Source organism: Limnohabitans sp. JirII-29 (genome assembly GCF_003063395.1).
Taxonomy (GTDB): Bacteria; Pseudomonadota; Gammaproteobacteria; order Burkholderiales; family Burkholderiaceae_C; genus Limnohabitans.
On sequence record NZ_NESB01000002.1, the window covers coordinates 202,525 to 227,932 of the forward strand.

At 60.9% G+C, this 25,408-nt stretch carries 28 protein-coding genes; 19 read left to right on the top strand and 9 right to left on the bottom strand.

The features are described 5' to 3' along the window. The 10 genes from B9Z39_RS03715 to B9Z39_RS03760 all read left to right on the top strand — a co-directional run bounded on the left by B9Z39_RS03715 (position 1) and on the right by B9Z39_RS03760 (position 9,616). Complete coding sequence (locus B9Z39_RS03715) at positions 1-786, top strand: ABC transporter permease (RefSeq protein ID WP_100147993.1); 786 nt, start codon at positions 1-3, stop codon at positions 784-786. Beyond that, a complete protein-coding gene (locus tag B9Z39_RS03720; protein ID WP_100147992.1) occupies positions 783-1,544 on the top strand; it encodes an SDR family oxidoreductase in 762 nt (253 codons plus the stop codon). Before B9Z39_RS03715 ends, B9Z39_RS03720 begins: the two co-directional genes overlap by 4 nt. A gap of 118 nt (positions 1,545-1,662) precedes the next feature. After that, positions 1,663-2,160 (top strand): cupin domain-containing protein, encoded by a 498-nt coding sequence (locus B9Z39_RS03725; protein ID WP_233202738.1) that lies wholly within the window; start codon positions 1,663-1,665, stop codon positions 2,158-2,160. An 11-nt stretch (positions 2,161-2,171) separates the two neighbouring features. Beyond that, complete coding sequence (locus B9Z39_RS03730) at positions 2,172-3,059, top strand: alpha/beta fold hydrolase (RefSeq protein ID WP_100147990.1); 888 nt, start codon at positions 2,172-2,174, stop codon at positions 3,057-3,059. Continuing rightward, the gene (locus B9Z39_RS03735; RefSeq protein WP_108300757.1) at positions 3,056-3,850 is read left to right on the top strand and encodes an IclR family transcriptional regulator; all 795 of its coding nucleotides are present in this window, start codon (positions 3,056-3,058) and stop codon (positions 3,848-3,850) included. Before B9Z39_RS03730 ends, B9Z39_RS03735 begins: the two co-directional genes overlap by 4 nt. After that, complete coding sequence (locus B9Z39_RS03740) at positions 3,847-5,517, top strand: thiamine pyrophosphate-binding protein (RefSeq protein ID WP_108300758.1); 1,671 nt, start codon at positions 3,847-3,849, stop codon at positions 5,515-5,517. The genes B9Z39_RS03735 and B9Z39_RS03740 overlap by 4 nt, the downstream gene beginning before the upstream one ends. Before the next feature lie 4 nt (positions 5,518-5,521). After that, positions 5,522-6,322, top strand: a complete 801-nt coding sequence (locus B9Z39_RS03745; protein WP_108300759.1) for an aspartate dehydrogenase — start codon at positions 5,522-5,524, stop codon at positions 6,320-6,322. Between the two features lie 7 nt (positions 6,323-6,329). Next, entirely contained in the window at positions 6,330-7,802 is a 1,473-nt protein-coding gene (locus tag B9Z39_RS03750; RefSeq protein WP_108300760.1) for an aldehyde dehydrogenase, read from the top strand. A 1-nt stretch (position 7,803) separates the two neighbouring features. After that, entirely contained in the window at positions 7,804-8,817 is a 1,014-nt protein-coding gene (locus tag B9Z39_RS03755; RefSeq protein WP_369908108.1) for a Bug family tripartite tricarboxylate transporter substrate binding protein, read from the top strand. A 22-nt stretch (positions 8,818-8,839) separates the two neighbouring features. After that, complete coding sequence (locus B9Z39_RS03760; RefSeq protein WP_108300761.1) at positions 8,840-9,616, top strand: SDR family oxidoreductase; 777 nt, start codon at positions 8,840-8,842, stop codon at positions 9,614-9,616. A 3-nt stretch (positions 9,617-9,619) separates the two neighbouring features. Here the strand turns inward: B9Z39_RS03760 and B9Z39_RS03765 are convergent, their stop codons facing one another. The 6 genes from B9Z39_RS03765 to B9Z39_RS03790 form a co-directional block, all read right to left on the bottom strand. Then, the gene (locus B9Z39_RS03765) at positions 9,620-10,585 is read right to left on the bottom strand and encodes a PDR/VanB family oxidoreductase (RefSeq protein WP_108300762.1); all 966 of its coding nucleotides are present in this window, start codon (positions 10,583-10,585) and stop codon (positions 9,620-9,622) included. 20 nt (positions 10,586-10,605) lie between these two features. After that, positions 10,606-11,646 carry an aromatic ring-hydroxylating dioxygenase subunit alpha gene (locus B9Z39_RS03770; RefSeq protein ID WP_100147980.1) on the bottom strand — a complete coding sequence of 347 codons (1,041 nt, stop codon included), beginning with the start codon at positions 11,644-11,646 and terminating at the stop codon, positions 10,606-10,608. A 14-nt stretch (positions 11,647-11,660) separates the two neighbouring features. Further along, entirely contained in the window at positions 11,661-11,888 is a 228-nt protein-coding gene (locus B9Z39_RS03775; protein ID WP_100147979.1) for a recombinase-like helix-turn-helix domain-containing protein, read from the bottom strand. A gap of 37 nt (positions 11,889-11,925) precedes the next feature. Next, positions 11,926-12,888 carry a VOC family protein gene (locus B9Z39_RS03780; protein ID WP_108300763.1) on the bottom strand — a complete coding sequence of 321 codons (963 nt, stop codon included), beginning with the start codon at positions 12,886-12,888 and terminating at the stop codon, positions 11,926-11,928. A gap of 119 nt (positions 12,889-13,007) precedes the next feature. Continuing rightward, positions 13,008-14,054, bottom strand: a complete 1,047-nt coding sequence (locus B9Z39_RS03785) for a zinc-binding dehydrogenase (protein ID WP_100147977.1) — start codon at positions 14,052-14,054, stop codon at positions 13,008-13,010. After that, entirely contained in the window at positions 14,051-14,524 is a 474-nt protein-coding gene (locus B9Z39_RS03790; protein WP_233248908.1) for a MarR family winged helix-turn-helix transcriptional regulator, read from the bottom strand. The genes B9Z39_RS03785 and B9Z39_RS03790 overlap by 4 nt, the downstream gene beginning before the upstream one ends. A 169-nt stretch (positions 14,525-14,693) precedes the next feature. Here B9Z39_RS03790 and badH point away from each other — a divergent pair, with 169 nt between their 5' ends. The 6 genes from badH (at position 14,694) to B9Z39_RS03820 (ending at position 21,415) form a co-directional block, all read left to right on the top strand. Further along, positions 14,694-15,461 (top strand): 2-hydroxycyclohexanecarboxyl-CoA dehydrogenase, encoded by a 768-nt coding sequence (gene badH, locus B9Z39_RS03795; RefSeq protein ID WP_100147975.1) that lies wholly within the window; start codon positions 14,694-14,696, stop codon positions 15,459-15,461. 60 nt (positions 15,462-15,521) lie between these two features. Next, the gene (gene badI / locus B9Z39_RS03800) at positions 15,522-16,304 is read left to right on the top strand and encodes a 2-ketocyclohexanecarboxyl-CoA hydrolase (RefSeq protein ID WP_108300764.1); all 783 of its coding nucleotides are present in this window, start codon (positions 15,522-15,524) and stop codon (positions 16,302-16,304) included. 26 nt (positions 16,305-16,330) lie between these two features. Then, complete coding sequence (gene aliB, locus B9Z39_RS03805) at positions 16,331-17,488, top strand: cyclohexanecarboxyl-CoA dehydrogenase (protein ID WP_108300765.1); 1,158 nt, start codon at positions 16,331-16,333, stop codon at positions 17,486-17,488. Between the two features lie 38 nt (positions 17,489-17,526). Then, entirely contained in the window at positions 17,527-19,170 is a 1,644-nt protein-coding gene (gene aliA, locus B9Z39_RS03810; RefSeq protein WP_108300766.1) for a cyclohexanecarboxylate-CoA ligase, read from the top strand. Between the two features lie 76 nt (positions 19,171-19,246). Continuing rightward, complete coding sequence (locus tag B9Z39_RS03815) at positions 19,247-20,233, top strand: tripartite tricarboxylate transporter substrate binding protein (RefSeq protein ID WP_108300767.1); 987 nt, start codon at positions 19,247-19,249, stop codon at positions 20,231-20,233. A gap of 24 nt (positions 20,234-20,257) precedes the next feature. After that, positions 20,258-21,415 (top strand): acyl-CoA dehydrogenase family protein, encoded by a 1,158-nt coding sequence (locus B9Z39_RS03820; RefSeq protein ID WP_108300768.1) that lies wholly within the window; start codon positions 20,258-20,260, stop codon positions 21,413-21,415. A gap of 214 nt (positions 21,416-21,629) precedes the next feature. Here the strand turns inward: B9Z39_RS03820 and B9Z39_RS03825 are convergent, their stop codons facing one another. Together B9Z39_RS03825 and B9Z39_RS03830 are read right to left on the bottom strand one after the other, a co-directional pair. Next, positions 21,630-22,145 carry an isochorismatase family protein gene (locus B9Z39_RS03825; RefSeq protein WP_108300769.1) on the bottom strand — a complete coding sequence of 172 codons (516 nt, stop codon included), beginning with the start codon at positions 22,143-22,145 and terminating at the stop codon, positions 21,630-21,632. A gap of 12 nt (positions 22,146-22,157) precedes the next feature. Continuing rightward, complete coding sequence (locus tag B9Z39_RS03830; protein WP_108300770.1) at positions 22,158-22,646, bottom strand: hypothetical protein; 489 nt, start codon at positions 22,644-22,646, stop codon at positions 22,158-22,160. 103 nt (positions 22,647-22,749) lie between these two features. On the opposite strand from B9Z39_RS03830, the gene B9Z39_RS03835 reads away from it, so the two are divergent. Continuing rightward, entirely contained in the window at positions 22,750-23,646 is an 897-nt protein-coding gene (locus B9Z39_RS03835; protein ID WP_100145166.1) for a LysR family transcriptional regulator, read from the top strand. Here B9Z39_RS03835 and B9Z39_RS03840 read toward each other — a convergent pair. Further along, positions 23,643-24,191, bottom strand: coding sequence for a YggT family protein (locus B9Z39_RS03840; RefSeq protein WP_108300771.1), 549 nt, complete (start codon positions 24,189-24,191; stop codon positions 23,643-23,645). The genes B9Z39_RS03835 and B9Z39_RS03840 overlap by 4 nt on opposite strands. 61 nt (positions 24,192-24,252) lie before the next feature. On the opposite strand from B9Z39_RS03840, the gene B9Z39_RS03845 reads away from it, so the two are divergent. Next, the gene (locus tag B9Z39_RS03845) at positions 24,253-24,819 is read left to right on the top strand and encodes a TIGR00645 family protein (RefSeq protein ID WP_100145170.1); all 567 of its coding nucleotides are present in this window, start codon (positions 24,253-24,255) and stop codon (positions 24,817-24,819) included. A gap of 16 nt (positions 24,820-24,835) precedes the next feature. Next, entirely contained in the window at positions 24,836-25,402 is a 567-nt protein-coding gene (locus B9Z39_RS03850) for a DUF2889 domain-containing protein (protein ID WP_108300772.1), read from the top strand. The last annotated feature ends 6 nt before the right edge of the window (positions 25,403-25,408 follow it).

The following is a 25,408-nucleotide window of genomic DNA, read 5'->3' on the forward strand; positions in this document are numbered from 1 at the left end:
ATGAGCGCCCAACGCGACCGTCTTGTCACCACCAGCCTGAGCCTGGCTGTGTTGGTCTTATTCCTTGCAGCCTGGGAGTGGGGGCCTGGTTGGTTGGGCGTTCCTGAATTTGTGCTGCCTCGTTTCAGCGCCGTGTGTACCGAGGCCGTGCGCATTTGGGGGGCGGAAGAGTTGCTGTGGCACACCGGCATCACGGCCGCAGAAGTGGTGATTGGCTTTGTGTTGGGCTCGCTCATGGGGGCTTTGATTGGCTATGCCTTGGGCCTGTCGCCGCGTGTGGAGGCCGTGTTGTCACCGTATCTGCTGGCCTTGCAAATTGCACCCAAGGTGGCCTTTGCGCCCTTGTTTGTGATGTGGCTGGGCTACACCATGTACCCCAAAATTTTGGTGGCGGTGTTGATTGTGTTTTTCCCCGTGCTCATCAACGTCTTGTCGGCCATGCGCACCATGGACTACGACATGATCAACCTGGCACGTTCCTTCTCAGCCACCCGCTTGCAGGTGTTTCGCATGGTCGAGTACCCCACCACCATGCCCGCGTTGTTCTCTGGCTTGCGCATTGCCAGCACCTTGGCCGTCATTGGTGTGGTCGTGGGTGAACTGGTGGGCGGCAACATGGGATTGGGTTACTTGTTGGTCTTCTTTGAAGGCCAGGGCAACACCGCCGGTGTGTTCGTCATCATTGGTGCGCTCACCGTCATTGGCATCGTGGCGTACTACGCCGTGGTGTTGACCGAGCGGCGCGTGTTGCACTACTTGCCCAGCGCAGAAAGACGCACCGCATGAGCACCCAAGCTTCAGAAATTTCGCTCACGGGCCGTCGCGTGTTGGTCACGGGCGGTGCCCGTGGTTTGGGCGAGGCCTTTGTGCGCGCCTTGGTACTTGCCGGTGCCCGTGTGGTCATCAGCGATGTGCTGCACGAGCGCGGCCGCGCCCTGGCCGCCGAGCTGGGCGACGTCACCCACTACCTGCCCATGGACATGTCCGACCCCGCTGCCGTGAAGGCGGGTGTCAACGCCGCCGCTGCCCATTGGGGGGGCTTGGACGGCTTGGTCAACAACGCCGCCATCACCAACTCGGGTGGCAAAAACATGGACGAGTTGAGCGTCGACACCTGGGACCAGGTGATGGCTGTCAATGTGCGCGGACCCTGGTTGGCCACCGTGGCGGCCACGCCGCATCTGGCCGCCAGCGGCACGGGCCGTGTGGTCAACCTCGCGTCCGACACCGCCTTGTGGGGTGCCCCGCGCCTGATGGCCTATGTGTCGAGCAAAGGTGCGGTGATGGCCATGACCCGCTCCATGGCGCGCGAGCTGGGGCCCCAAGGCATCACCGTCAACGCGGTGGCGCCAGGCCTGACCTTGGTCGAAGCCACCGAGTACGTGCCCGAAGCCCGCCACCAGTACTACGCCCAAGGTCGCGCCATCGAACGCGCCCAAGTGCCCGACGACGTGACCGCCACCGTGCTGTTTTTGTTATCCCGCAGCAGCGGCTATGTGACGGGCCAAGTCTTACCCGTCAATGGCGGCTTTGTGATGAATTAAACCTGTCCTCAAGGAGATCCCCATGACCACCACCCAAGCAGCTGCCAACCAACCCGTGTTCAACGAACGCGGTTTGATGGATGCCAATATTCCGCCCGAAGCTGATATCCAACGCAGCATGATGCAAGCCAGCGGCCAAGACTTGGGTGCTTGGCTGGAGTCGCGTGTGGCGCGCTTTGCCACCCGCCGCTATGACTGGGACGCTTTGGCATTCCAGGCCAAAGTCGACCCCCGCTACCGTCGCGCCCAAATGCGCTACATGGGCACCGGTGCCACGGGCGTGGCCAGCGACAACAACACCGTGCCTTCGGCGCACTTCACCTTCTCCACCATGGTCATCCCCGCCGGTGGCATTGGCCCATCACACATCCACTACGACGTGGAAGAGGTGTTCTTTGTGCTGCGCGGCAAGATGAAAATCGTGTGTGAAAAAGACGGCCAGCGCTGGGAATCCATCCTGCACGAGCGTGACTTGATTTCTGTGCCACCTGGTGTGTACCGCGAAGAAGTCAACATCACCGACGAAGACGCGCTGATGTGTGTGATGCTGGGCACCCCCAAGCCCATCACCCCTACCTACCCACCCGAGCACCCGCTCTCCAAAGTCAAGCGCTGAAACGCGGACCTATGACTGCCGCCACCGATCTCCAGCATCGTTTGCAAGCCCATGCCTTGCAACAGGTCGACACCGCCTTGGGCACGGTGCAATACCGCCACGCCGGTGTGCCATTGCCTCAGACCACGCACGTGTTTCTACACGGCATTGGCTCGGGCTCTGGCAGTTGGTTGATGCAGCTCGACGCAGCGACGAAGTCGTTGCCTCATGACTCGGCTGCCCAGTCTGCGAACCCACCCGTTGGTGTGTTGGCCTGGGAAGCCCCTGGTTACGGCGCCTCCACACCTGTCGGCCCCACAGAGCCTTTGCCGAGCGACTACGCGGCGCGCGTCTGGGCCTGGTTGGACGCTTTGGGTGTCACCCATCCCATCACCTTGGTGGGCCACTCTTTGGGCGCTTTGATGGCGGCCAGCGCAACCGCCGCGCAGCCCGCGCGCGTGTCGCGCTTGGTGTTGTTGGCGCCCGCACAAGGCTATGGTTTGGCCGATGCTGCATTGCGCGCACAAAAACGCGATGACCGCTTGCGCGCCCTGCATACCTTGGGGCCCCAAGGCATGGCCAGCAAACGTGCAGTGGCCATGTTGTCGCCCCAAGCCAGCCCTGAACAATTGTCCTTTGTGCAACACATCATGGCCCAGGTGCATCCCGCCGGGTACACCCAGGCCACCCACATGCTGTCGCAGGGCGATGTCGCCACCGATTTGCAGCATGGCACCGCCCCTTTGACCATCGCCAGCGGTCGTGCCGATGGCATCACGCCCATGGCCGGCTGCCAAGCCTTGGCTGCGCGCTTAGGGCTACCCTGGCACGACTTGGGCGATGTGGGGCACGCCTGTGCGCTCGAAGGCGCCGATGTTGTCAACGCCTTGCTCGGCCTCACCGCAAAGCAGACCTCATGACCGCCACCTCTGACGACAAATATTTGGTGCCTGCGCTGCAACGTGGTTTGGAACTGCTGGGGCAGTTCAACCGCACCACGCCAACCCTGACGGGGGCCGATTTGGCCCGCAGCATGGACCTGCCCCGTGCGTCGGTGTTTCGCATCTTGCACACCCTGGAACGCTCGGGTTTTGTCGAGCGTGTGGGCGACTCCACCAGCTACAAACTCAGTATCGGTGTGTTGCGCCTGGGCTTTGAGTTTTTGGCCTCGATGGAGCTCACCGAGTACGGTCGTCCCGTCATCGAACAACTGCGTGATACCTCGGGTTATTCGGCGCACTTGGTGGTGCGCGATGGCCGCGATGTGGTGTTTGTGGTGAAGGCGGCAGGGCGCAGTGCCTTGTTCCACTCCATCCAAGTGGGTGCGCGTTTGCCCGCTCACGCCACGGTGCTCGGGCGTTTGCTGTTGTCGGACCTCGACATGGCCGCCCTGAAAAAACTCTATCCCGAAACACCGCTTCCCAAGTACACCGACAAAACGCCCACCACTTTGGCGCAGCTCAAAACCTTGATCGACAAAGACCGCGCCAATGGCTATGGCTTGAGCCAGGGCGGGTTCGAGACCGGCATCTCCACCATCGCGGCGCCCGTGTTCAACGACCAGCACCACGTGGTGGCCGCCATCAGCATCACCGTGCCTGCCCAACAGGTGGACCCGGAGCTTGCCAAGGTCTTGCTGTCCCACGTTCAATCTGCTGCCGCTCAATTGACCGAGCGCATCAGCCACTTTCAAAAACCAAGTTCGATATGACCACATCCAACCCGACAGCACAGATCACCGTTGGCGAGCTGGCCACCCGATTTTTAGAGCAGTGCGGCGTCAAGGCCGCCTTTGGTGTGATCTCGATTCACAACATGCCGATCTTGGATGCCTTCCACCGTCGGCAAAAAATTCGCTTTGTGTCGGCGCGCGGCGAAGCCGGTGCCTGCAACATGGCTGACGCCTATGCGCGTGTCACCGGCACCTTGGGCGTGTGCGTCACCAGCACCGGCACGGGTGCGGGCAATGCGGCAGGCGCCATGATTGAAGCGCTCACCGCAGGCACGCCGCTGTTGCATCTGACCGGTCAAATCGAGTCGCCTTACTTGGACCGTGACCTGGGCTACATCCACGAAGCGCCGGCTCAAGTGGCCATGCTGCAAGCGGTGGGCAAAGCGGCGTTTCGCATTCGCAACCCCGAAACCGCTTTGGCCACGCTGCGTGAGGCCGTGCGCCTCGCGTTCACCCCTCCGTGTGGACCCGTCAGCATTGAAATCCCCATCGACGTGCAAGGCCTGTTGATGGACCTGCCGTCTGAAGTCACGCCTTTGCCCGTACCCCCTGTGGTGCCCCCCGCGTCTGAGGTGCAGGCTTTGGCGGACCGCTTGCGCTCGGCCAAGCGTCCTCTGCTGTGGCTGGGCGGCGGTGCCCGTGCCGCGGGCCCGGCGGTGGAGCGCTTTGTGAAGATGGGGTGGGGTGTGGTCACCTCGGTGCAAGGGCGCGGCATCTTGGCCGAAGACCACCCGGCCTCTTTGGGGTCGTACAACCTGCAAAAACCGGCAGAGACGCTCTACCAAAGCTGTGACGCCATGTTGGTGGTGGGCTCGCGTTTGCGCAGCAACGAAACCCTGCGCTACCAGCTCAAGCTGCCATCCAAGCTCTACCGCATCGATGCCAACGCCTTGGCCCACAACCGTGGCTACACCAGCGACTACTTTGTGCAAGGCGACGCTGCGCATACCTTGCATGCCTTGGCCGATGCGCTCGAAGGCCAGATGCAGGTCGACCCTGCCTTGCGCCAAGACGTGCAGCAAGCGCGCCTTGAAGCGGCTGGCTTGGTGGACGCCACCTTGGGGGCCTACGTCACGCTGAAAAACGCCGTCGCCACCCACGCTGGCAAAGCCCTGTGGTGGGTGCGTGACATCACCTTGTCCAACACCATGTGGGGCAACCGTGCGCCGGTGCTCGACCACCCCCGTGCCGGTGTGCACGCGCTGGGCGGGGGCATTGGTCAAGGCCTGGCCATGGCCATTGGCACGGCCATTGCCGATACCGAACACCAGCTGGGCCGCAAAACCGTGGCCTTGGTGGGTGACGGTGGCTTCATGCTCAACGTGGGTGAGTTGGCGTGTGCGGTGCAAGAAAAAGCCAACCTGGTGGTGCTGCTCATGAACGACAGCCGCTACGGGGTGATCCGAAACATCCAAGACGACATCTATGGCAGCCGCCATTGCTATGTCGACTTGCACACGCCCGACTTTGCCCAGTTCTGTGCCAGCCTGAAGGTCACGCACCTGGCCTTGTCGGAGCCTGCGCAAACCCAAGCCGTGCTGCAACAAGCGTTCGCCACGCCAGGCACGGTGGTGGTCGAAGTCGACATGAACCGCTGGGGCGCTTTCGCGGTCAAGTTCGCCGGCCCTATTTTGAAAAAGGAGTGAGCCCATGCCACGTGCTGTGCAAGAGGTGACCTTGGTCGGCTTCGGTGCCATTGGTCGTTCGATCTTTCAACGCATGCGTGGCTCGGCCCACACCCGCATCGCACACATCGTGGTGTCGACGGCGCGTGTGGCCGCGCTGCAAGCCGAGTTGGGGAGCGCGGTGCAGGTCAGTGACCAGGTGCCCGCCAGCAGCCGCTTGGTGCTGGAGTGCGCTGGGCACTCGGCCCTGACCCAGCACGTGGTGCCCGCCCTGGCGCGCGGCATTGAATGCGCGGTGCTGTCGGTGGGCGCTTTGTCGGATGCGGGCTTGCCTGAGCAACTGGCCCAAGCGGCCGAGCAAGGCCAAACCCAGGTGCATTTGCTGTCGGGTGCCATTGGCGGCATCGACGCCATTGCGGCGGCTCGCCTGGGCGGCTTGAGTGATGTCACCTACACCGGGCGCAAACCGCCCAGCGGTTGGCGTGGAACGCCCGCTGAGCAAGTGGTCAACCTCGACACCTTGACGGAACCCGCTGTCATCTTGCAAGCCAGTGCGCGCGAAGCTGCACGCCTGTACCCAAAAAACGCCAACGTGGCGGCCACCGTGTCCTTGGCGGGCTTGGGGCTGGACGCGACCCAAGTGTGCTTGATTGCCGACCCTGGCGTGAGCGAGAACATCCACGAAATTGTGGCCCGTGGCGCCTTTGGCGAAATGCATCTCACCCTGCGCGGCAAGCCCTTGGCGGACAACCCCAAAACCTCGGCGCTCACCGTGTTGTCGGCACTGCGCTTTTTGCACAACCGCAGCGCTGCGGTCACTTTGTGAGCCCGTCATGACACAGCACCTTCAAACCTTCATTGCGGGCCGCTGGCGCGATGCCTCAGGTCCCCAATATTCCACCGAATACCCCGCAGATGGCAGCACCGTGGCAAGCTTGCATGCGGCCACTGTGGCCGATGTGGACGAGGCCGTGCAAGCCGCCGAGCACGCACGTTTGCAACCGTCATGGGCTAACCTGAAACGCCATGAACGTGCGGGCATCTTGCACCGCATTGCCGCTGGCATTCGTGCCCGTGGCGAAGAGCTGGCACAACTGCAACGCCTCGACAACGGCAAGCCCATCAGCGAAACCCGTGCCTTGGTGGCCAGCGCCGCAGGCACCTTCCAGTTCTTTGCCGCGGCTTGCGAAACCTGGGAAGACACCCTCACCCCCGCACGTGGCGACTACCTGACCATGAGCGTGCACGAACCTCTGGGTGTGGTGGGTGCCATCACACCCTGGAACTCGCCCATCGCCAGCGAAGCCCAAAAAATGGCACCTGCATTGGCGGCGGGTTGCGCCATGGTGTTCAAGCCTGCCGAAATCACACCACGCATGGCCATCGAGTTGGCCAAGATTGCGCAGCAAGCCGGGGTGCCCGACGGCATCATCAGCGTCTTGCCAGGCAAAGGTTCGGTGGTCGGGGACGCATTGGTCAAACACCCCCTCATTCAACGCATCGCGTTCACCGGTGGCACCAGCGTGGGCTTAGGCATTCAACGCTTGGCGGCTGAAAAGCTCATGCCCACCTCATTGGAGTTGGGCGGTAAGTCGCCCACCATCGTGTGTGCCGATGCCGACCTGGACCACGCCGTGGCTGGGGTGCTGTTTGGCATCTTCAGCTCTTCGGGCGAGTCGTGCATCGCGGGCTCGCGGGCCTTTGTGCATGCCAGCGTGTACGACGAATTCAAACGCCGTTTGCTCGCGGGCGTGCAAGCCTTGCGCGTGGGTGACCCCGCCGATGAGCGCACCCAAATGGGCCCCTTGGTCAACCTGGGTCACCGTGCGTCGGTGGAGCGCTATGTGGCGCTGGGCGTGCAAGAGGGCGGTCGTGTGTTGTTTGGCGGCAAGCGGCCTGAAGGCGGCTTGTTTGACCGTGGCAGTTATTACCTGCCCACCGTGATCGAAGGGCTGCCCAACACCGCACAGATGTGCCAGGAAGAAATTTTTGGCCCCGTGCTGGCCTTGCTGCCCTGGCACGACGAGGCCGATCTGCTGGCCCAGTGCAACGACAACGTCTATGGCTTGGCATCAGGCATTTGGACGCGCGATTACAAAGCTGCCTGGCGCATTGGCAGCGCCTTGAAAACCGGCACGGTGTGGATCAACACCTACAAGCTGTTCTCCGTCAGCACGCCGTTTGGCGGCGTCAAGCTCAGTGGCACAGGCCGCGAGAAAGGCCGCTTGGGGATTTTGGAATACACCAGCCAGAAAAGTTTTTACTGGGGTCTCAACGAGAACCCCTTGCCTTGGGCTGGCGCTTGAGATGACCTTGCTGCACGCGCGCAAGCGCCGACACGTCATGGCGTGCGCTTTCGCACTGGCAGCGCTGGCGTTCGGTGTGTTTGCCCACGCGCAGCCTGTGTCTGGCGCAGAAAAAATGTTGGCGCAAGAACGCTTCACCGTGGTGGCCCCGTTCCCGCCCGGTGGGCCGGTGGACACCTTGGCCCGCTGGCTGGCCGATGGCTTGCAAAAGCGCTACAACCAATCGGCGGTGGTGGAGAACCTGGCGGGTGCGGCAGGCAATTTAGGCCTCGACAAAGTCAAACGCGCCAAGCCCGATGGCCACACCTTGCTGGTGGTGCCAGCGGGCAACCTCACCATCAACCCCACCTTGATGCGCAATTTCCCGTTCCAGATCGAGAAGGACTTTGCCCCCGTCACCATGTTGGCCAAAGCGCCCAATGTGCTGGTGGCCGGTCCGGGTGTGGCGGTGAAAAACCTCAAAGATGTGTTGGCCTTGACGCAAGCCAAACCCAACAGCTTGTCGTATGCCTCGCCGGGCGTAGGCAGTGGCTTGCATTTGGCAGGTGAGTTGTTCAAACAACAAACCGGGGCCGACTGGTTGCATGTGCCCTACAAAGGCACGGGCCCAGCGCTCAACGATGTGCTGGGCGGCAGCGTGCCCTTGATGTTCAGCAACCTGCCCGCCACCTTGCCCTACATCCGCAGCGGCAAGTTGGTGGCCTTGGGCGTGACCGATGCCGTGCGCACACCGGTGGCAGCTGACATTCCCACCTTGGCCGAGCAAGGCGTCTCGGGTGTGGTGGTCACGTCTTGGTATGGCTTGCTGGCGCCCAGCGGCACACCGCCTGAGTTGTTGCAGCAGCTGGCCAAAGACGCCGCCGACATCTTGAGCCGCCCCGCCGTGCGCGACCAACTGCACGCCCAAGGGCTGACGCAAGCCACCCAAAGTCCTGACGAATTTGCAGCGCATATTCGTCAGGAAACCCTCACCTGGCGGCGCGTGATTCAGAGCCGCCACATCGAAGCCGACTGACACAAAGCAAGAAAGCACCCCCATGGATTTAGGAATTGCCGGAAAAAAGGCCTTGGTGTGTGGCGCCAGTGCAGGCCTGGGGTTTGCGTGTGCGCAAGCCTTGGTGCGCGAAGGGGTGGAGGTGGTCATCGTCGCCCGCACCGAAGCACCGCTGCGCGAAGCCGCCCTGGCCTTGACAGCGCTGGGCGCGGGTGCCGTGCATTGGGTGGCGGCCGATGTGACCACCGCCGAAGGACGGGCCCGCATTTTGGCGGCGCACCCTGCGTTCGACATCGTGGTGACCAACGCAGGTGGGCCGCCTCCGGGCGACTTTCGCCAGTGGGACCGCGACATCTGGCTCAAAGCCTTGGACGCCAACATGCTGGCCCCGATCGAACTCATCAAAGCCACGGTCGACGGCATGATGGCGCGCGGCTTCGGTCGCATCCTCAACATCACCTCCAGCGCAGTCAAAGCGCCGGTCGATGGCTTGGGGCTGTCCAACGGCGCACGCAGTGGCTTGACCGGCTTTGTGTCGGGCTTGGCGCGTTCCACCGTGGCCCGAGGTGTCACCATCAACAACCTGTTGCCAGGCACCTTTGACACGGCGCGGCTGGCGGGTAACTTTGCGGCCCAAGCACAACGCGAAGGCCGCAGCGTCGATGACGTGCGCGCCGCGCGTCTGGCCAAGCACCCCGCGCATCGCTTAGGCCAGCCCAGCGAGTTGGGCGCCACCTGTGCGTTTTTGTGCAGCGTGCACGCGGGCTACATCAACGGCCAGAACGTGTTGCTCGACGGCGGGTCGTTCGCTGGGGTTTGACGCTCAGAGGTCCAGTACCAGGTGCGCGCTCTTGCAGCCTGACACGCACACCATCATCACGGTGTTGCTGGCTTGCTCGGCAGGGCTGAGCACCGAGTCGCGGTGGTCGGGTGTGCCTTCGAGCACTCGTGTTTCGCAGGCACCGCAAATGCCTTCTTCGCAGCTGGTGCTGCAATCAATCTTGGCGGCTTGCAGTGTGGCCAGCAGCGATTGACCGGGCAGCACGGTCAGCACTTGGCCTGAACGTCTGAGTTCAACCGTGTAGGTGTGTTGTGCATCGCTGGCGGGGGCCACCTCGACGGCGCTGAAGCGTTCGATGTGGGCATGGGGGTAGCCCAGGGCCGCGCAGCTGCGCTCAAACGCATCCAGCATCACGGCAGGGCCGCAGGCGTAGTAATGCGTGTGGGCGGCACCTGCACCAGGGCGTGCCGCCAGCAGGGCTTGCAAATCGGGTGGGCCGCCTTGTTCGTCGTCAAAGTGCCAATGCACCTGTGGCGCCAGGGCTTGAATTTCTGCCACAAAGGCGGCGCTGCGACGGGTGCGCGCGCAGTACACCACGTCAAACGGGCAGCCCAGCTGGTGCAGGCGTTGCGCCATGCTCAAGATGGGCGTCACGCCAATGCCACCAGCCACCAGCACCGTGTGAGCGGCGTCTTCCACCAGCGCAAAGTTGTTGCGTGGCTCCGAAATGGTCAGCGGCATGGCAATGCGCAGTTGCTCATGCACGGCGCGTGAGCCGCCTCGGCTGGCTTTGTCTTTGAGCACCGCCACCACATAGCGGTGGCGTTCGCGACAGTCGTTGAGCAGCGAGTAGCTGCGCACCCAGCCGCCAGGCAAGTGCAGGTCGATGTGTGAGCCTGCTGGAAAGGGCGGGAACTCGCCGCCTGCCACAGGCCGCAGATCAATGCTGAGGATGCCTTCGGCCTCGAACTTCAGCGTGTGGACAAAGGCGTTCAGCGTCTGGGCCATGCAGCGTTTCCTGTTCCTGATTAGGCTTTTTGAGCGGCGGCTTTGTCCAGTTGTTGCTGGGCCAAAGTTTTCAGGGTGCGACGCAGGCGCACGATGCCCATGTCGTGTTGGTACAGGTGCTCGCGCTGGTTGGCGTCGGGCTCCATGTGTTCCATGGCCACGCGGTCTTGTTCCAGCACTTGCCAGTGGCGTGCCTCCAGACGGTTTTTGTACAAGAAGCGCCATGCATTGCGCTGCCAGCCCGAGACCTTGCGGCAACGCCAGAAGAAGATGCCTGCGGCGTCGCGTGTGATGGGCACATAGCTGCCAATGATGGTGAAGCTGCCGCCAGGGCCACCGGTTTTGGGATAAGGAATTTCCAGGCGCATCCAGTGCGCGTCGTTGGCCATCCACTCGGTCCAGTCGAAGTTCACATTGCGTTGACCTTTCTTCTCGAAGAAGAAGCCTTCGTCGGTCGGTCGAATTTGAAAATCAGCGGTCAACTCGCCATCGGCCATGGTGTGCGATTGCTTGTGCAAGTAGGCACCGTGCATCGGGTCGATCACGTTTTCCATCACGTAGCGGTAGTCGCAACCCCACTCGGTGTAGCAAATGAAGGTGGACCACTCGGGCGAGCTCAGTTGCTCGGGCAAGCGCAAGGGTGGGGGCGTTTCGAGTTGGGGGTCGAGTGCATTGAACAAAAAGATGGCGCCGTTGGATTCAGCCGTGTGGAAGGTGCGCGTTTGGCGTGAACCTTCGAGCTTGCAGCCGGGGCTGCCGGGCACACGGGTCACCGTGCCGTCGCAGCGCACTTCCACGCCGTGGTAAGGGCAGGCGATGCGGTCACCCAAGATCACGCCGAGCGACAGCGGTGCGCCACGGTGCGGGCAGTGGTCTTCCAGTGCGTGCACCTTGCCAGCTTGGTCGCGCCACAGCACGATCTTGTAGCCCAAGCGACGCAGCGACACGGGGCTTTCTTTCACAAAAGTGCTGGGGCACACGGGGTACCACAGGTCTTTCAGACCTTCGGCCAACACGGCTTCGGTAGGGTCGGCTTGGAAATGCATGACAGAGGTGTTCATGGAGTGCTCCTGATTTAAGCGCCCAAGCGGGCCATTTCTTGTTCGAACGATGCGCTCGTCCACGGCTGCCCATCGGGACCCGAGGGACCCGCAGTGTTCAGATACGCCACCAAGGCGTCGAGCTCGTGAATGCCTTGGGCAAAGGCACGTTCCAGTGAATCACCCAGCAAATTTTCATAGGCTGTGGGTGGGCCTGATCGGTGTTGGTGAGTCTCGTTGGACAAGGGGGGTAGTGCGCGCATCACATCTCTCCAAAGGAAAAAGGAATTTGAAATAAGGTCAGCGAGGTTTGTCGGTCATGAAGCGTCCGCTGGGCGCTTCGGCATCTTTTTGGCGTCGTGTGTGGCCGTCTATGCCACCTTTGATGGCCCACTCGGCAAACACGGTCGGGCCGGGCGTGAACTCGCGAGGCTGCCAAGCATCTGTCAACTCGTCTTCGTCGGTGTAGTACTCCACCAGTGCACCGGCAGGACTGACAAAGTACCAGAAGATGGCCGACGAAATGGGGTGACGTCCGGGGCCCAGTTCGGTGTCCCAGCCGCAACGCGACATGTGCAGGCCACCGCCAAACACCTCGTGCACATCGCGCACGGTGAAGGCCACATGGTTCAAGCCAGCGCGCGGTTGCGGTAATTGAAGCAAAAACAAATTGTGGTGCCCGCCCTCGGGCGCGCAACGTAAAAAGTGGCCGCGACCGGGGTAGCGGTCAGACACCACAAAGCCCAACAGCGTTTCGTAGAAGGCCGAGGTGGCTGCCAGATCGGTGACAAAAAACACCACGTGACCCACCTCAATCGGTGTGGCACGGTCATACGCTGGGCTGGCTTGGTTGATACGCGTGCGTTCGTTCCAGGTGTTGGTCTGCGCACAGTCCACGGTGATGGCGTGCTTTTGCGTCACTTGCACGCGCACGGCCAAGCCATTGGGGTCGGTGCAGCCGACGCGCCCGTTTTGGTCCACATAGCCTGGTTGTTGGTGAAGGCGTTGACGCACGCTCTCCAGGTCTACGGTGTTAGCCACCCCCCAGACCACTTCACGCAAAGTGGGGTCGGGTTCTACGCCAGCAGGCAAACCTGGTTTGTCTGAGTGGGCCACCACCACACGGCAACCGTTGAGCGAGGTGAACACCAGCTCTTGTGCCGATTCGGTGTGCAACGACAAGCCCCAGTCGAGAAAGAACTGGCGGCATTTATCCAGGTCTTTGGCGCCAAAAGTGACTTCATCAATGCCGAGTAGTTGCATACCTGTCCAGTCCGTTTCGTGTTTCTTTGGTAAAACAATGTTTCTGGTTTGAATCGGATTGGATTATTGCCACGCTGTTTTCGCTTGTCAAGCCTTGGCGGGTGTGGGCGCAGGTTGTCTTACCGCTCAGCCATGCGCTGTAAGTCCAGCCCCACTTTGCCAAACTGCTGTTGCGACGCCAGTCGGTCCAGCGCTGCATGCACTTGGTCCATGGGGTATTCGTGGTCGATCACGGGTTCAATGCCGTGTTGCGACACAAACGCCAGCATGTCGTGGAACTCGGCAAAGTTGCCGTGGGTCGAGCCCAAAATTTGCAGTTGCCGAATGAAGATGCGCCGCAGGTCGGCAGGCGGCTGGTCGCCGCTGGTGGCACCGCAAGTCACCAAGCGGCCTCCGCGCACCAGCGACTTCATGGCTGCTGACCACACAGCTTGCCCCACGTTCTCAATCACCACGTCCACACCGCGCCCATCGGTGAGGGCCATCACGGCTTTCGCCACATCTTGCGTTTGGCTGTTGATCGTGTGGTCCGCACCCAGTGCCAAGGCGCGCTCCAGTTTGCTGTCGTCACGAGAGGTGACGATCACGCGCACGCCCATGGCTTTGGCCAGCTGCATGGCCGCCAGCGACACGCCCCCACCGATGCCAAAAATCAGCACGGTCTCCCAGGGTTTGATCTGTGCTTTGGTCACCAGCATGCGCCAGGCGGTGATGTGGTTCACGCCGAGCGCGGCAGCTTGCACAAAGCTCAAGCCCGTTGGCATGGCAAACACATTGCGTGCGGGCACGCTGACCCACTCGGCAAAGGTGCCGTGGCGGTGTTCACCCAGCAGCTGAATTTGGGTGCACAACACGTTGTCACCACGTTGGCAAAACTCGCAGCGGCCACAGGTCACGGACGGGTGAATCAGCACCTTCTGACCCACGGTGAGCACGCGCTCATCGGCGTCCACTTCTTCCACCGTGCCTGCGCCATCCAAGCCCATGATCTGCGGCAGTGGGTGGGTGATGCCCGCGCCGCTGTTGCGCATGTACAAGTCCACCTGGTTCAAGGTGGCTGCGGCCATGCGCACCAGCACCTCGCCCGGTTGTCGAACAGGCCGCTCGCAGGTGCGAACCTCCACCACCTCATTGCCACCGTGTCCGGTGATGACCACTGCTTTCATGGTTTGTCTCCCGTCTCGTCTGGTGTGCCCGCGTCAATCTTCTCCATATTGCCCAGCAGTTTGAGGAGGTAGTGCAAGGTGTGGGTCAAGTCGCCCGTGGAAAAGTCGGTCAGCGCAGCGTCGTAATACGCACGAATCTTGGGTTGTGCGTCTTGTTGCCATACCTTGCGACCGTGTGTGCTCATGGTCACCAGCTTGGCGCGTCGATCACGTGCATCGGCCACCAACGTGAGGTGGCCATCGCGCTCCATGCGGCTGAGCAAGCCCGACAGGTTTTGCCGACTCACCATCAGGTAACGCGCCAAATCGCCCACGCTCATCCCGCCTTGTGCTTCGGGGCGTGACAGCGCACCCAATACCGCCCATTGCTGCGTGGTGAGCCCTTCATTTTCAACAGCACGTGTACCTGTTTTGTGCAACATATTGGTACATTGATAGAGCTTGAAAAACAAGCGATTCGCCAATTCCATGCGTGTCGAGGCATTTTTTTCAGGGTAAACCATAGTATTTTCACCGGTAAAAGGACTTGCGGCGTCAAATGCTGCAAGCGTAATATACGTCAATACATTGACATATATCGCGAAAGACCTTTGCGCAATGTCAGTCAAGCATACCAACCTTGTTCAACTGGAGAGACCCATGCAAAGAATGAAAAACAAAACCGTCGTCGTCACCGGAGGCGGTGGTGGCATTGGCGGCGCCACTTGCCAGCGCATGGCCCAAGAGGGCGCCAAGGTGGCAGTGTTTGACATGAACTTAGAAGCCGCCCAAAAAGTAGCCGACGCCATCACCGCCGCAGGCGGCCACGCGGTGGCCTTCAAGTGCGACATCACCGACCGTGCCGCCGTAGACGCAGCGGTGGCGGCCACCGAGGCGCAACTGGGCCCCATCGACGTGTTGGTTAACAACGCCGGTTGGGACGTGTTCAAGCCCTTCACCAAAACCACACCCGATCAGTGGGAGCGTTTGATCGCCATCAACCTCACAGGTGCCCTGCACATGCATCACGCGGTGTTGCCCGGCATGGCGGCGCGCAAGAGTGGGCGCATTGTCAACATCTCGTCCGACGCGGCACGCGTGGGCTCATCGGGCGAGGCCGTCTACGCCGCTTGCAAAGGCGGTTTGGTGGCGTTCTCTAAAACCATTGCGCGTGAGCATGCACGCCACGGCATCACCGTCAACGTGGTGTGTCCCGGCCCCACCGACACCGCTTTGTTTGCCGACTACAAAGAAGGCGCAGGCAACCCCGAGAAGTTGATGGAAGCCTTCACCCGCGCCATCCCCCTGGGCCGCATTGGCCAGCCGCAAGACCTGCCCGGCGCGATTGCGTTTTTTGCCAGCGACGACGCGGCCTTCATTACCGGCCAAGTGCTCAGCGTGTCGGGCGGCTTGACCATGAACGGCTGAGCCCACGGAACACAAAAGCCGAACGCACGCAACCTGCATCCCCCATTCAGAAAGATTCCCATGAACTTTGAAGACATCCTGTACGAGAACCGCAACGGCGTGGCCTGGATCACCATCAACCGCCCCGACAAGATGAACGCCTTTCGCGGCACCACCTGCGACGAACTCATCAAGGCCTTGAACAAGGCCGGCTATGACCGCGACATCGGCGCGATTGTGTTGGCCGGTGCGGGCGACCGCGCCTTTTGCACCGGCGGCGACCAAAGCGCCCACGACGGCAACTACGACGGGCGCGGCACCATTGGCCTGCCCATGGAAGAGCTGCACGACGCCATCCGCAACGTGCCCAAGCCCGTCATTGCCCGTGTGCAGGGCTATGCGATTGGTGGCGGCAACGTGCTGTGCACGATTTGCGACCTGACCATTTGCTCGGACAAAGCCATCTTCGGCCAAGTCGGCCCCAAGATGGGCTCGGTCGACCCCGGCTACGGCACCGCCTTTTTGGCCCGCGTGGTGGGCGAGAAAAAAGCCCGCGAAATTTGGTACCTCAACAAGCGCTACTCCGGCCAAGAAGCGGTGGCCATGGGGCTGGCCAATATTTGCGTGCCCCACGACCAACTTGACGCCACGGTGCAAGAGTGGGGCGAGACGATTTGCGAACGCAGCCCCACCGCCATTGCCATTGCCAAGCGCAGCTTCAACATGGACACCGCCCACCAATCGGGCATTGCCGGCATGGGCATGTACGCGCTCAAGCTGTACTACGACACCGAAGAATCGCGCGAAGGCGTGAAGGCCTTGAGTGAAAAGCGCAAGCCTGATTTCCGCAAATACGCCAAATAAGCCAAGCCACTGGTCGGAGACACCTGATGAACCCCAATCCCTACATCGACGACGACCTGCAAGCCCTGGCCGACACCGCGCGTCGCTTTGCCGACGAGCGCGTCAAGCCGGGCTTTCAAGAGCGCGACCAAACCCGCGTGCTCGACCGCGCTTTGCTGCGTGAAATGGGCGAGTTGGGTTTCATCTGCCCCGAACTGCCCGAAGCCTTTGGCGGTTTGGGGATGGGCTGCTTGGCCGCAGGCGTGATCCACGAAGAAATTGCCCGCGCCGACCTGAGCTTTTCGTACCTCAACCTGTTGGCCTCGCTGAACGGCCAAATTTTGTCGAAGTACGGCCAACCCGAGGTGGTGGGCCCGTGGCTGAAAAAACTCACCCAAGGCGAAGCCATTTGCGCCATCGCTTTGACCGAGCCGCGCGGTGGCTCAGACGCTGCCAACCTGCGTTTGCGCATCGAGCGCGATGGCGATTTTTACGTCATCAACGGTGAAAAAACCTCCATCTCTGCCGCTGACCAAGCCGACATCACCGTGGTGTTTGGCCGCACCGGCAGCGCCGAAGACGGCGCGCATGGCGTGACCGCTTTGTTGGTGCCCATGGACACCCCGGGCTTGACCACCAACCGCTTCGACTGCCATGGCCAACGCGCCATTGGCCGTGGCTCGATCTTTTTTGAAAACGTGCGCGTGCCCGTGAGCCACCGCTTGGGTGACGAGAACAAAGGCTTTGTGCAAGTCATGCACGGGTTTGATTTTTCGCGTTCGCTCATCGGCTTGCAGTGCCTGGCCGTGGCCCGTGTGGCCTTAGAAGAAACCTGGGACTACATCACCCAGCGTCAAGCCTTTGGCCAACCCTTGTCGGCCTTTCAGGGCGTCACCCATCCGCTGGCGCAGTTCGACACCGAGGTGGAAGGTGCACGCCTGCTGTGCCTCCAAGGCCTGTGGCTCAAGGACAAAGGTCTGCCTCACACCGCCGAAGCTGGCATGGCCAAGTGGTGGGGCCCCAAGCTGGCCTACGACGTGATTCACCAATGCCTGCTGTGCTACGGCCATGGGGGCTACGACCGTGGCCTGATGGAGCAACGCTTGCGCGATGTGTTGGGTTTCCAAATTGGTGACGGCACCGCCCAGATCATGAAGACCATCATTGCGCGCATCCGGGCAGGCCGCCAATTCGTGCCCGCCTGAGCATCGACAAAAAACACTCACCCCACGAGGAGACAAGCATGCAATTTGACGCCGTACTCATCCCACCCCGCCGCGCCCACAGCGTGGCCCAAGGTTTTTGGCACGACCGCACCATCAACGACGATTTGGAGCGCTGCCTGGCCCAGTGCCCCGACAAAGTGGCCGTCACCGCTGTGCAAGCCGAGAGTGGGGTGGTCACGCGCTTTACCTACCGCGAACTCGCTGCCATGGCCGACCGCGTGGCCGTGGGCCTGAGCAAACTCGGCGTGGGCCACAACGACATCGTGGCCTGCCAATTGCCCAACTGGTGGCAGTTCACCGTCACCTACTTGGCGTGCTCGCGCATCGGTGCGGTGATCAATCCGCTGATGCACATCTTCCGCGAGCGTGAGTTGTCGTTCATGCTCAAGCACGGCGAAGCCAAAGTGGTCATCGTGCCCAAGGTGTTCCGTGGCTTTGACTACGAGCAGATGGTCGAAGGCCTCCAACCCAGCTTGCCCGACTTGCAGCATGTGGTGGTGGTCAATGGCACTGGCGCCAACAGCTTCGAGGCCTTGCTCAGCGGCCCCGCGTGGGAGCAAGACCCGCAAGCGCAAGCCATCCTCACACAGCACCGCCCCGCGCCAGATGACGTGACCCAACTCATCTACACCTCGGGCACCACGGGCGAACCCAAGGGCGTCATGCACACGGCCAACACCACCATGGCCAACATCATTCCCTACGCCCAGCGCTTGAAACTCGGGCATGACGACATCGTGCTCATGGCTTCGCCTATGGCGCATCAAACCGGCTTCATGTACGGCTTGATGATGCCCATCATGTTGCAAGAGTCGGCGGTCTTGCTCGACATGTGGGAGCCGCTCAAAGCCATCGACCTCATTCGTGCTGAGGGCTGCACCTTCACCATGGCCTCCACCCCCTTCCTCACCGACCTGGCCAAAAACGTGGCCGAGTCCGGCAAGGCCGTGCCCACGCTGCGCACCTTCTTGTGTGCGGGCGCCCCCATTCCTGGCCCGCTGGTGGAGCAAGCGCGGGCGGTGCTGGGCACCAAGATTGTCTCGGCCTGGGGCATGACCGAAAACGGCGCTGTCACCTTGATCGAACTCGAAGACCCCGACGAGCGCGCCTTCACCACCGACGGCTCACCCTTGCCCGGTGTCGAGCTCAAAGTGGTGGACGACGATGGCCAGGCTTTGCCCCCCGGCCAGCCCGGCAAATTGCTCGTGCGTGCCTGCTCCAACTTTGGCGGCTACTTGAAGCGCCCGCAATGGAACGGCACCGACGCCGAGGGCTGGTTTGACACCGGCGACCTGGCCCGCTTGGATGCCCAAGGCTATGTGCGCATCACTGGGCGCAGCAAGGACGTGATCATTCGCGGTGGCGAGAACATCCCGGTGGTCGAAATCGAAGCGCTGCTTTACCGCCACCCCGCCATTGCCTTGGCCGCCATCGTGGCCTATCCCGACGAGCGCTTGGGCGAACGTGCCTGTGCGGTGGTGGTGCCCAAGCCCGGCCAGCGCATCGATTTGCCACAACTCGTGGCCTACCTCAAAGAACAAAAGATTGCCGTGCAGTACATCCCCGAACGCTTGGAGGTGCGCGAGAGCATGCCGTCCACGCCCTCGGGAAAGATTCAGAAATTCAAGCTGCGCGAGGACTTGCGTGCCTCGCTGGCTTGAGCCAACCGCGCCAACCGCAACCCCTGCGCCCACCCTGTTCCCCTGTGCCTTTCATTTTTACAACGGAGACAAACCCATGACAAACACCCCCAACACCCTGCGCCGTGCGCTCACCGTGGCCGCTGTGGCCGTGCTAGGCCTGGGCACCACCCTGGCCAGCCACGCCCAAGCCTGGCCGACCAAACCCATCCGCATCGTGGTGGGCTTTGCCCCTGGCGGCACCACCGATGTGCTGGCGCGTTTGATGGCGCAAAACCTCACCGACACCTTGGGTCAAACCGTGGTCATCGACAACAAGCCTGGTGCCAGCGGCAACATCGCCGCCGCTGAAGTGGCACGCGCCGCACCCGATGGCTACACGTTTTTGATTGCCCCCACCTCGGTGGAAACGGCCAACCCCTCGTTGTTCAAATCCACCTTGCTGCCCTCGCGTGACCTGACGCCCGTGGCCGGCATTGGCAAAACCCAGATGTACCTGGTCACCAAGCCACAACTCGCCGCCAAAGACGTGCACGAATTGGTGGCCATGGCCAAGGCGCAGCCGGGCAAGATGTCTTATGCCTCGTCGGGCGCGGGCACACCCCCGCACCTCGCGTGTGAGTTGTTCAAGCAAGCCACCGGCACCGACATCGTGCACATTCCTTACCGTGGCGCGGCCCCCGCTTTGCAAGACGTGCTCTCGGGCCAGGCCGACTTTGTGTGCGACCCCGGCATTGCCTTTCCGCACATCCGCACCGGCAAGGTCAAGCTCTTGGGGGTGGTGAGCGAGAAGCGCTCGCCCTTCTTCCCCGACGTGCCCACGGTGGGCGAGCAAGGCTTCAAAGGCGCCAACCTCGACATTTGGTTTGGCATGTGGTCACCCAACGGCACACCGCCCGAAGTCATCGCCCGCGTCACCCGTGACCTGGCCAAAGCCTTGGCCATTCCCTCGGTCAAATCGCGCTACGGCGACTTGGGTGCCGAAGCCACCGCGGTGGACACCGCCGACTTCAAAGCCTTGCTGGCCAATGAAGGCAAGGTGCTCTCCACCTTGATTCGCGAACAAAAAATCACCGTCGACTGACGCTCACTTTCAGGACACCACCCCATGGCCCTCGACACCGAATCGTTCGACCTGTTGTTGCCCACCTTGCAGCGCTTCATCCGTGAGCGTTTGATCCCGGCAGAAAACCACCTCGAAGAACACGACGAGGTGCCTGCCGACATCGTGGAAGACATGAAAGCCATGGGCCTGTTTGGCCTGTCCATCCCGGAAGAGTTTGGCGGCATTGGCTTGTCCATGAGCCAAGAGGTGCAAGTGGCCTACGAGATCGGGCGCACCGCCTTGGCCTTTCGCTCGGTGTTTGGCACCAACGTGGGCATTGGTTCGCAAGGCATCTTGATGGATGGCACGCCCGAACAAAAGCGCGACATCTTGCCGCGTGTGGCCAGTGGTGAGCTCATCATGTCGTTTGCACTCACCGAGCCCGATGCGGGCTCGGACGCCGCATCGCTCAAAACCCGCGCTGACTTGGACGGCGACCACTACGTGCTCAATGGCACCAAGCGCTACATCACCAACGCGCCACGCGCAGGCGCTTTCACGCTGATGGCACGCACGGGTGGGCCGGGCGCAGGTGGGGTGTCGTCCTTCATCGTGCCGGCCGATTTGCCGGGCATCACGCTGGGCAAGACCGACAAAAAAATGGGCCAACGCGGCACCAAAACCTGCGACGTGATGTTGGACAACGTGCGCGTGCCAGCGGCCAACATCATTGGGGGTGTGCCAGGCCAGGGCTTCAAAACCGCCATGAAGGTGCTCGATCGGGGGCGCTTGCACATCTCGGCGGTGTCGTGTGGCATGGCGCAGCGCATCCTCGAAGAAGCCACCGCCTATGCGCGTGACCGCAAGCAGTTTGGCAAAGCCATTGGCGAGTTTCAGCTCATCCAAGCCATGCTGGCCGATAGCCAAGCCGAGTTGCTGGCGGGCTGGGCCTTGGTGCAAGACGTGGCGCGGCGCTTTGACGCCAAGCCCGCGCAGGTGTCTGACCCCGAGGTGTCCATGCACGTGTCGTGCGCCAAATTGTTTTGTACCGAGATGGTGGGTCGCGTGGCCGACCGGGGCGTGCAAGTGCACGGTGGCGCGGGCTACATCAACGAATACCCGGTGGAGCGTTTCTACCGCGACGTGCGCCTGCTGCGCTTGTACGAAGGCACCACCCAAATTCAACAACTCATCATTGGGCGCGAACTCTTGCGCGCTTGATGCGCACAGTAACGCCGCTTGTTTGACCGCGAGTACGTGTGCTTGGCTCTTCCTATTTGATGCTGCCCCTTGCGCTTGCCAGTGAGCACCATTCGTTTGCACTGGCACCGCAGGTCTTCACGAAGACTTAGGCAATGTCTGGCTACGCGAGCTGGTGGTGAACTTGTTTGTCAAAGACCGTTGACCCAAGCGTGCCCGCTCAAGCGTTGCAGCTTCACATCAACACCGAATAGGCCACAGTACCCACAGGCGAGGCCCAGTGGTCTACCAACTCGGCCACCATGGCGCGTGTGGAGTTCAATTGAGCCCCTGAACGATTCAAGCGTTGCCAAGCCAAGGCTTCGTCAATCGCGTGGCCTGCGCCACAAGCATCTTGCATGACATGGACCTCAAAGCCGTGGTCGAGCGCATGCGTGGCCGGACCCACGATATGGCTGTCAGTGGTTGCGCCCGCGATCACGAAGTGGTGTTTTTGGGTGGCAAGGCAGGCCTCTTTGAAAAGCGGGTCTTCCCACGTAGGAACCACATGGGTGTTGGGGTGGTCTGTGGGCTTGGTCGAGTTTTGACGACGCATACAGACGATGGGCATGCCTGTGCCGGTTGCAAATCGACGCAAAACGCAGGTGTTGTGTTTGAGCGTCTGCAAAGGTGTTTGGCCGTGCCACACAGGGTGGTTGATTGGCTCATCGATCAAGATCAAGGCCGTGTTGCGTATGTCTGCGAGGTGCATGGATGTGTTGCCTCAGCGCTGCTTGAGCATTGGCAAACCAAACGGCGTGATCAAGATGGCTAAAAACCAAATCACGGGGCCGCTGATGCTTTCCAGGCTGAAGGCAATCACGCCCGAGGTCACCATCGCCAGCAAAAAGGTCATGTCTGCAATGCCAATGATGGCCAAGCCTAAAAAGTAGCCCAGCCATGAGGCTTGTGTCCAGATGAGCCAGGCCACCACCAAGCCCAGCACACCATAGCCCCCCACGTCGATGCAAAAGTTCAACAGCAACTGGCCTTGCGCGAAGGCGGTGGTCGCGTCTTGGGTGTGTTGAAAGGCACTGCGTGGCACTTGGCTGCCGCCAATCACCAAGTTCCACAGGCCCGAGGTGCCTTGGGTCAGGTATTGGTGGATGCCCTCGTAGCCCACCCAGATGTGCAAGATGGACCAAAGCAGAAAGAGCATGGCGCCAACTTTGGCGGCAAGTCCGGCAACAGGATGTGTGGCTGTATTCGTCATGAAAAGTCCTTGTAAATTCACGTCAGTGAATTGTCTTTTGTAACTTTTATGGGATAAATATGGTCAAATGATTTTTATTGATTCATTGATGGGATAAAAGTCGGTGGAAATTTTCAAAAACATGCATGTGTTTGTGGAGGTGGCCAAGGGCAGCAGCTTTCGGCGTGCGGGCGATGTGTTGGGCATGCCCAGCTCCACCGTGTCACGCCGCATCGCCGAGTTGGAGCGTGAGGTGGGTTTACGCTTGTTCCATCGCACCACGCGGCGCGTGGATTTGACGGAGGCTGGCAAAACCTACTTCGACAACTGCCAGCGCATCGTGCAAGAGGCAGAGCTGGCCCACCTGGAGTTGGCCAGTTTGCATGCCAAGCCCAGTGGGTTGATTCGGGCGTCCATGCCGGTGGATTTCAGCGTGATGTACATCAGCAAGGTGTTGACTGAGTTTGGTGTGGTGTACCCAGACATTCAGTTTGCGTTAGACCTCAACCCAGGACAGTCGAATTTGCTGACCGACGGGGTCGACTTTGCCATCCGAATGGGCCCCCCCAAAGACAACCATTTGATTGCCAGACAGATGGCCACTTTGAAAACGGGTTTGTATGCGTCACCTGGGTATTTGGCGCAGCACGGCACGCCTGAACAGCCACAAGACTTGTTGGCTCACCAATGTTTACGCATGCGAGACGCGCCTTGGGTGTTGACGCGTGCCACAGATGGTCACAGCGAATCGGTGCGTGTTCACGGTCGTGTGATGGCCAACAACTTTGGAATGCTGCGCAATTTGGCTTTGGCGGGTGAGGGCATCATGATGAATGGCGAAAAAATGTTTCAGTCCGACCGTGACAGCCATGTGTTGGTACGTGTCTTGCCAGAGTGGGACATGCCTTCGGTGCCGGTTTATGTCTTGACAGCGACGCGTTTATTGCCAGCCAAGGTGCGCGTCTTCATTGATTTTTTAATGACAAAAATCAACGACGTTGAATTGCCGGTGACGCCTTAGGTGCCGAGATGGCGCAGCACAATCTCAAGGACTTGCAACAGCACCAGCAACGCCAGGGGCGACAAGTCCACGCCACCGATTTGTGGGATGACGCGACGCAAAGGTTGCAACATGGGCTCGACCAATTGGCCCAGGGCATAGCCCACATCTGAACCAGCGCGTACCCACGACAGCATGGCGTAGACGAGCACCAGCCACACCAGGCTGGAGAGGGTCAGGTTGAGCAACTCCAAGGCCGACATGACCAGCAGGTCCACCCAGTCGGGAATGTGGCCCATCATCAAACCCAGCAGCACAAATTTCGCCAGCACCAAGGCATAGGCTGCCAGCAAGCTGGCGGTGTCCAAGCGACCGATGGCAGGCACAGAGCGGCGCAAGGGCAGCACCAACCAGTTGGTCATGGCAAACACAAACGGTGCCAGTGGGTTACCTGCACGCGCTGACAGGTTGATGCGCATGAGGTGCATGTACATGCGCAACAAGCAAGTGCCCGCCACCAAGCCCACGGCGACTTGCAGCAAGAGTGAGAAAATTTGAATCAGCATGCCGAGGAGTTTAGTGCCCTCAGGCAAAATTTCAGCCTACCCCTGTTGCGAAAGCCTCCCCATGAAACAACTGCCACGCTTGATCTTTGCCAGCCGTTGGATTCAGCTGCCGCTCTATCTGGGGCTGATTGCGGCGCAAGCTGTGTTCGTGTTTCACTTCTGGGTGGAGTTGGTGCACTTGGTGGAGGCTTCGTTTGGCAGCCAGACGGCCATCACCGCACTGGTCAACGCGATTGGCTACAAGTCCGACATCGCCATCACCCATTTGAACGAGTCGATCATCATGTTGGTGGTGCTGGGCTTGATCGATGTGGTGATGATCTCCAACCTGTTGGTGATGGTCATCGTGGGCGGCTACGACACCTTTGTCTCGCGCATGTACCTCGAAGACCACCCTGATGAACCCGAGTGGCTGAGCCACGTGAACGCGTCGGTACTGAAAGTGAAGTTGGGCACGGCCATCATTGGCATCTCGTCCATCCACTTGCTCAAGACCTTCATCAACGCCGCCAACTACGACGAAAAAGTGTTGCTGTGGCAAACCGTGATCCACATCACCTTCTTGTTGAGCGCTTTGGCGATTGCCTATGTCGACCGCTTGACCCGTCACACCCCCGACAGCCATTGACTTTGAAAGTGCTTCCGTGCCATTACCTGCTTCTCAACCTCGAACTCTGGCACACACCCGCCAAGTGAGTTACCAAGGCTTTCGCCGTGACGATGGCCTGTGGGACATCGAGGGCCATCTGTGCGATACCAAGCCGCAAGCGTTTCACATTCAGGGTGAGGGCACTTGGCAAGCCGATGAGCCGATCCATGACATGCGCATCCGCGTCACGGTGAATGCGCAGTTGGTCATTCAAGAGATTGCCGTGGCCATGGACAGCGTGCCACACGGCGAATGCCCGCCAGCCCAAGAGCCCATGCAGCAAATGGTCGGTTGCACCATGGGCGCGGGTTGGCGACGTGCGATTGACGAGCGTTTGGGTAACGCCAAGGGCTGCACCCACTTGCGTGAACTGTTGTTCAACATGGCCACTGCTGCGTTTCAAACCATCACCTCCAACTTTGGACAAACCCAGCCGGATGTGCCACCTCCGCATTTGGGGCGCTGCCTGTCGTGGGGTTTTGAAAGCCCTTTGGTGCAACGCCAGTACCCCATGTTTTTCAAATGGCAACCCAAGAAGCCACCCACGAGCACTGCACCATGACTTTCA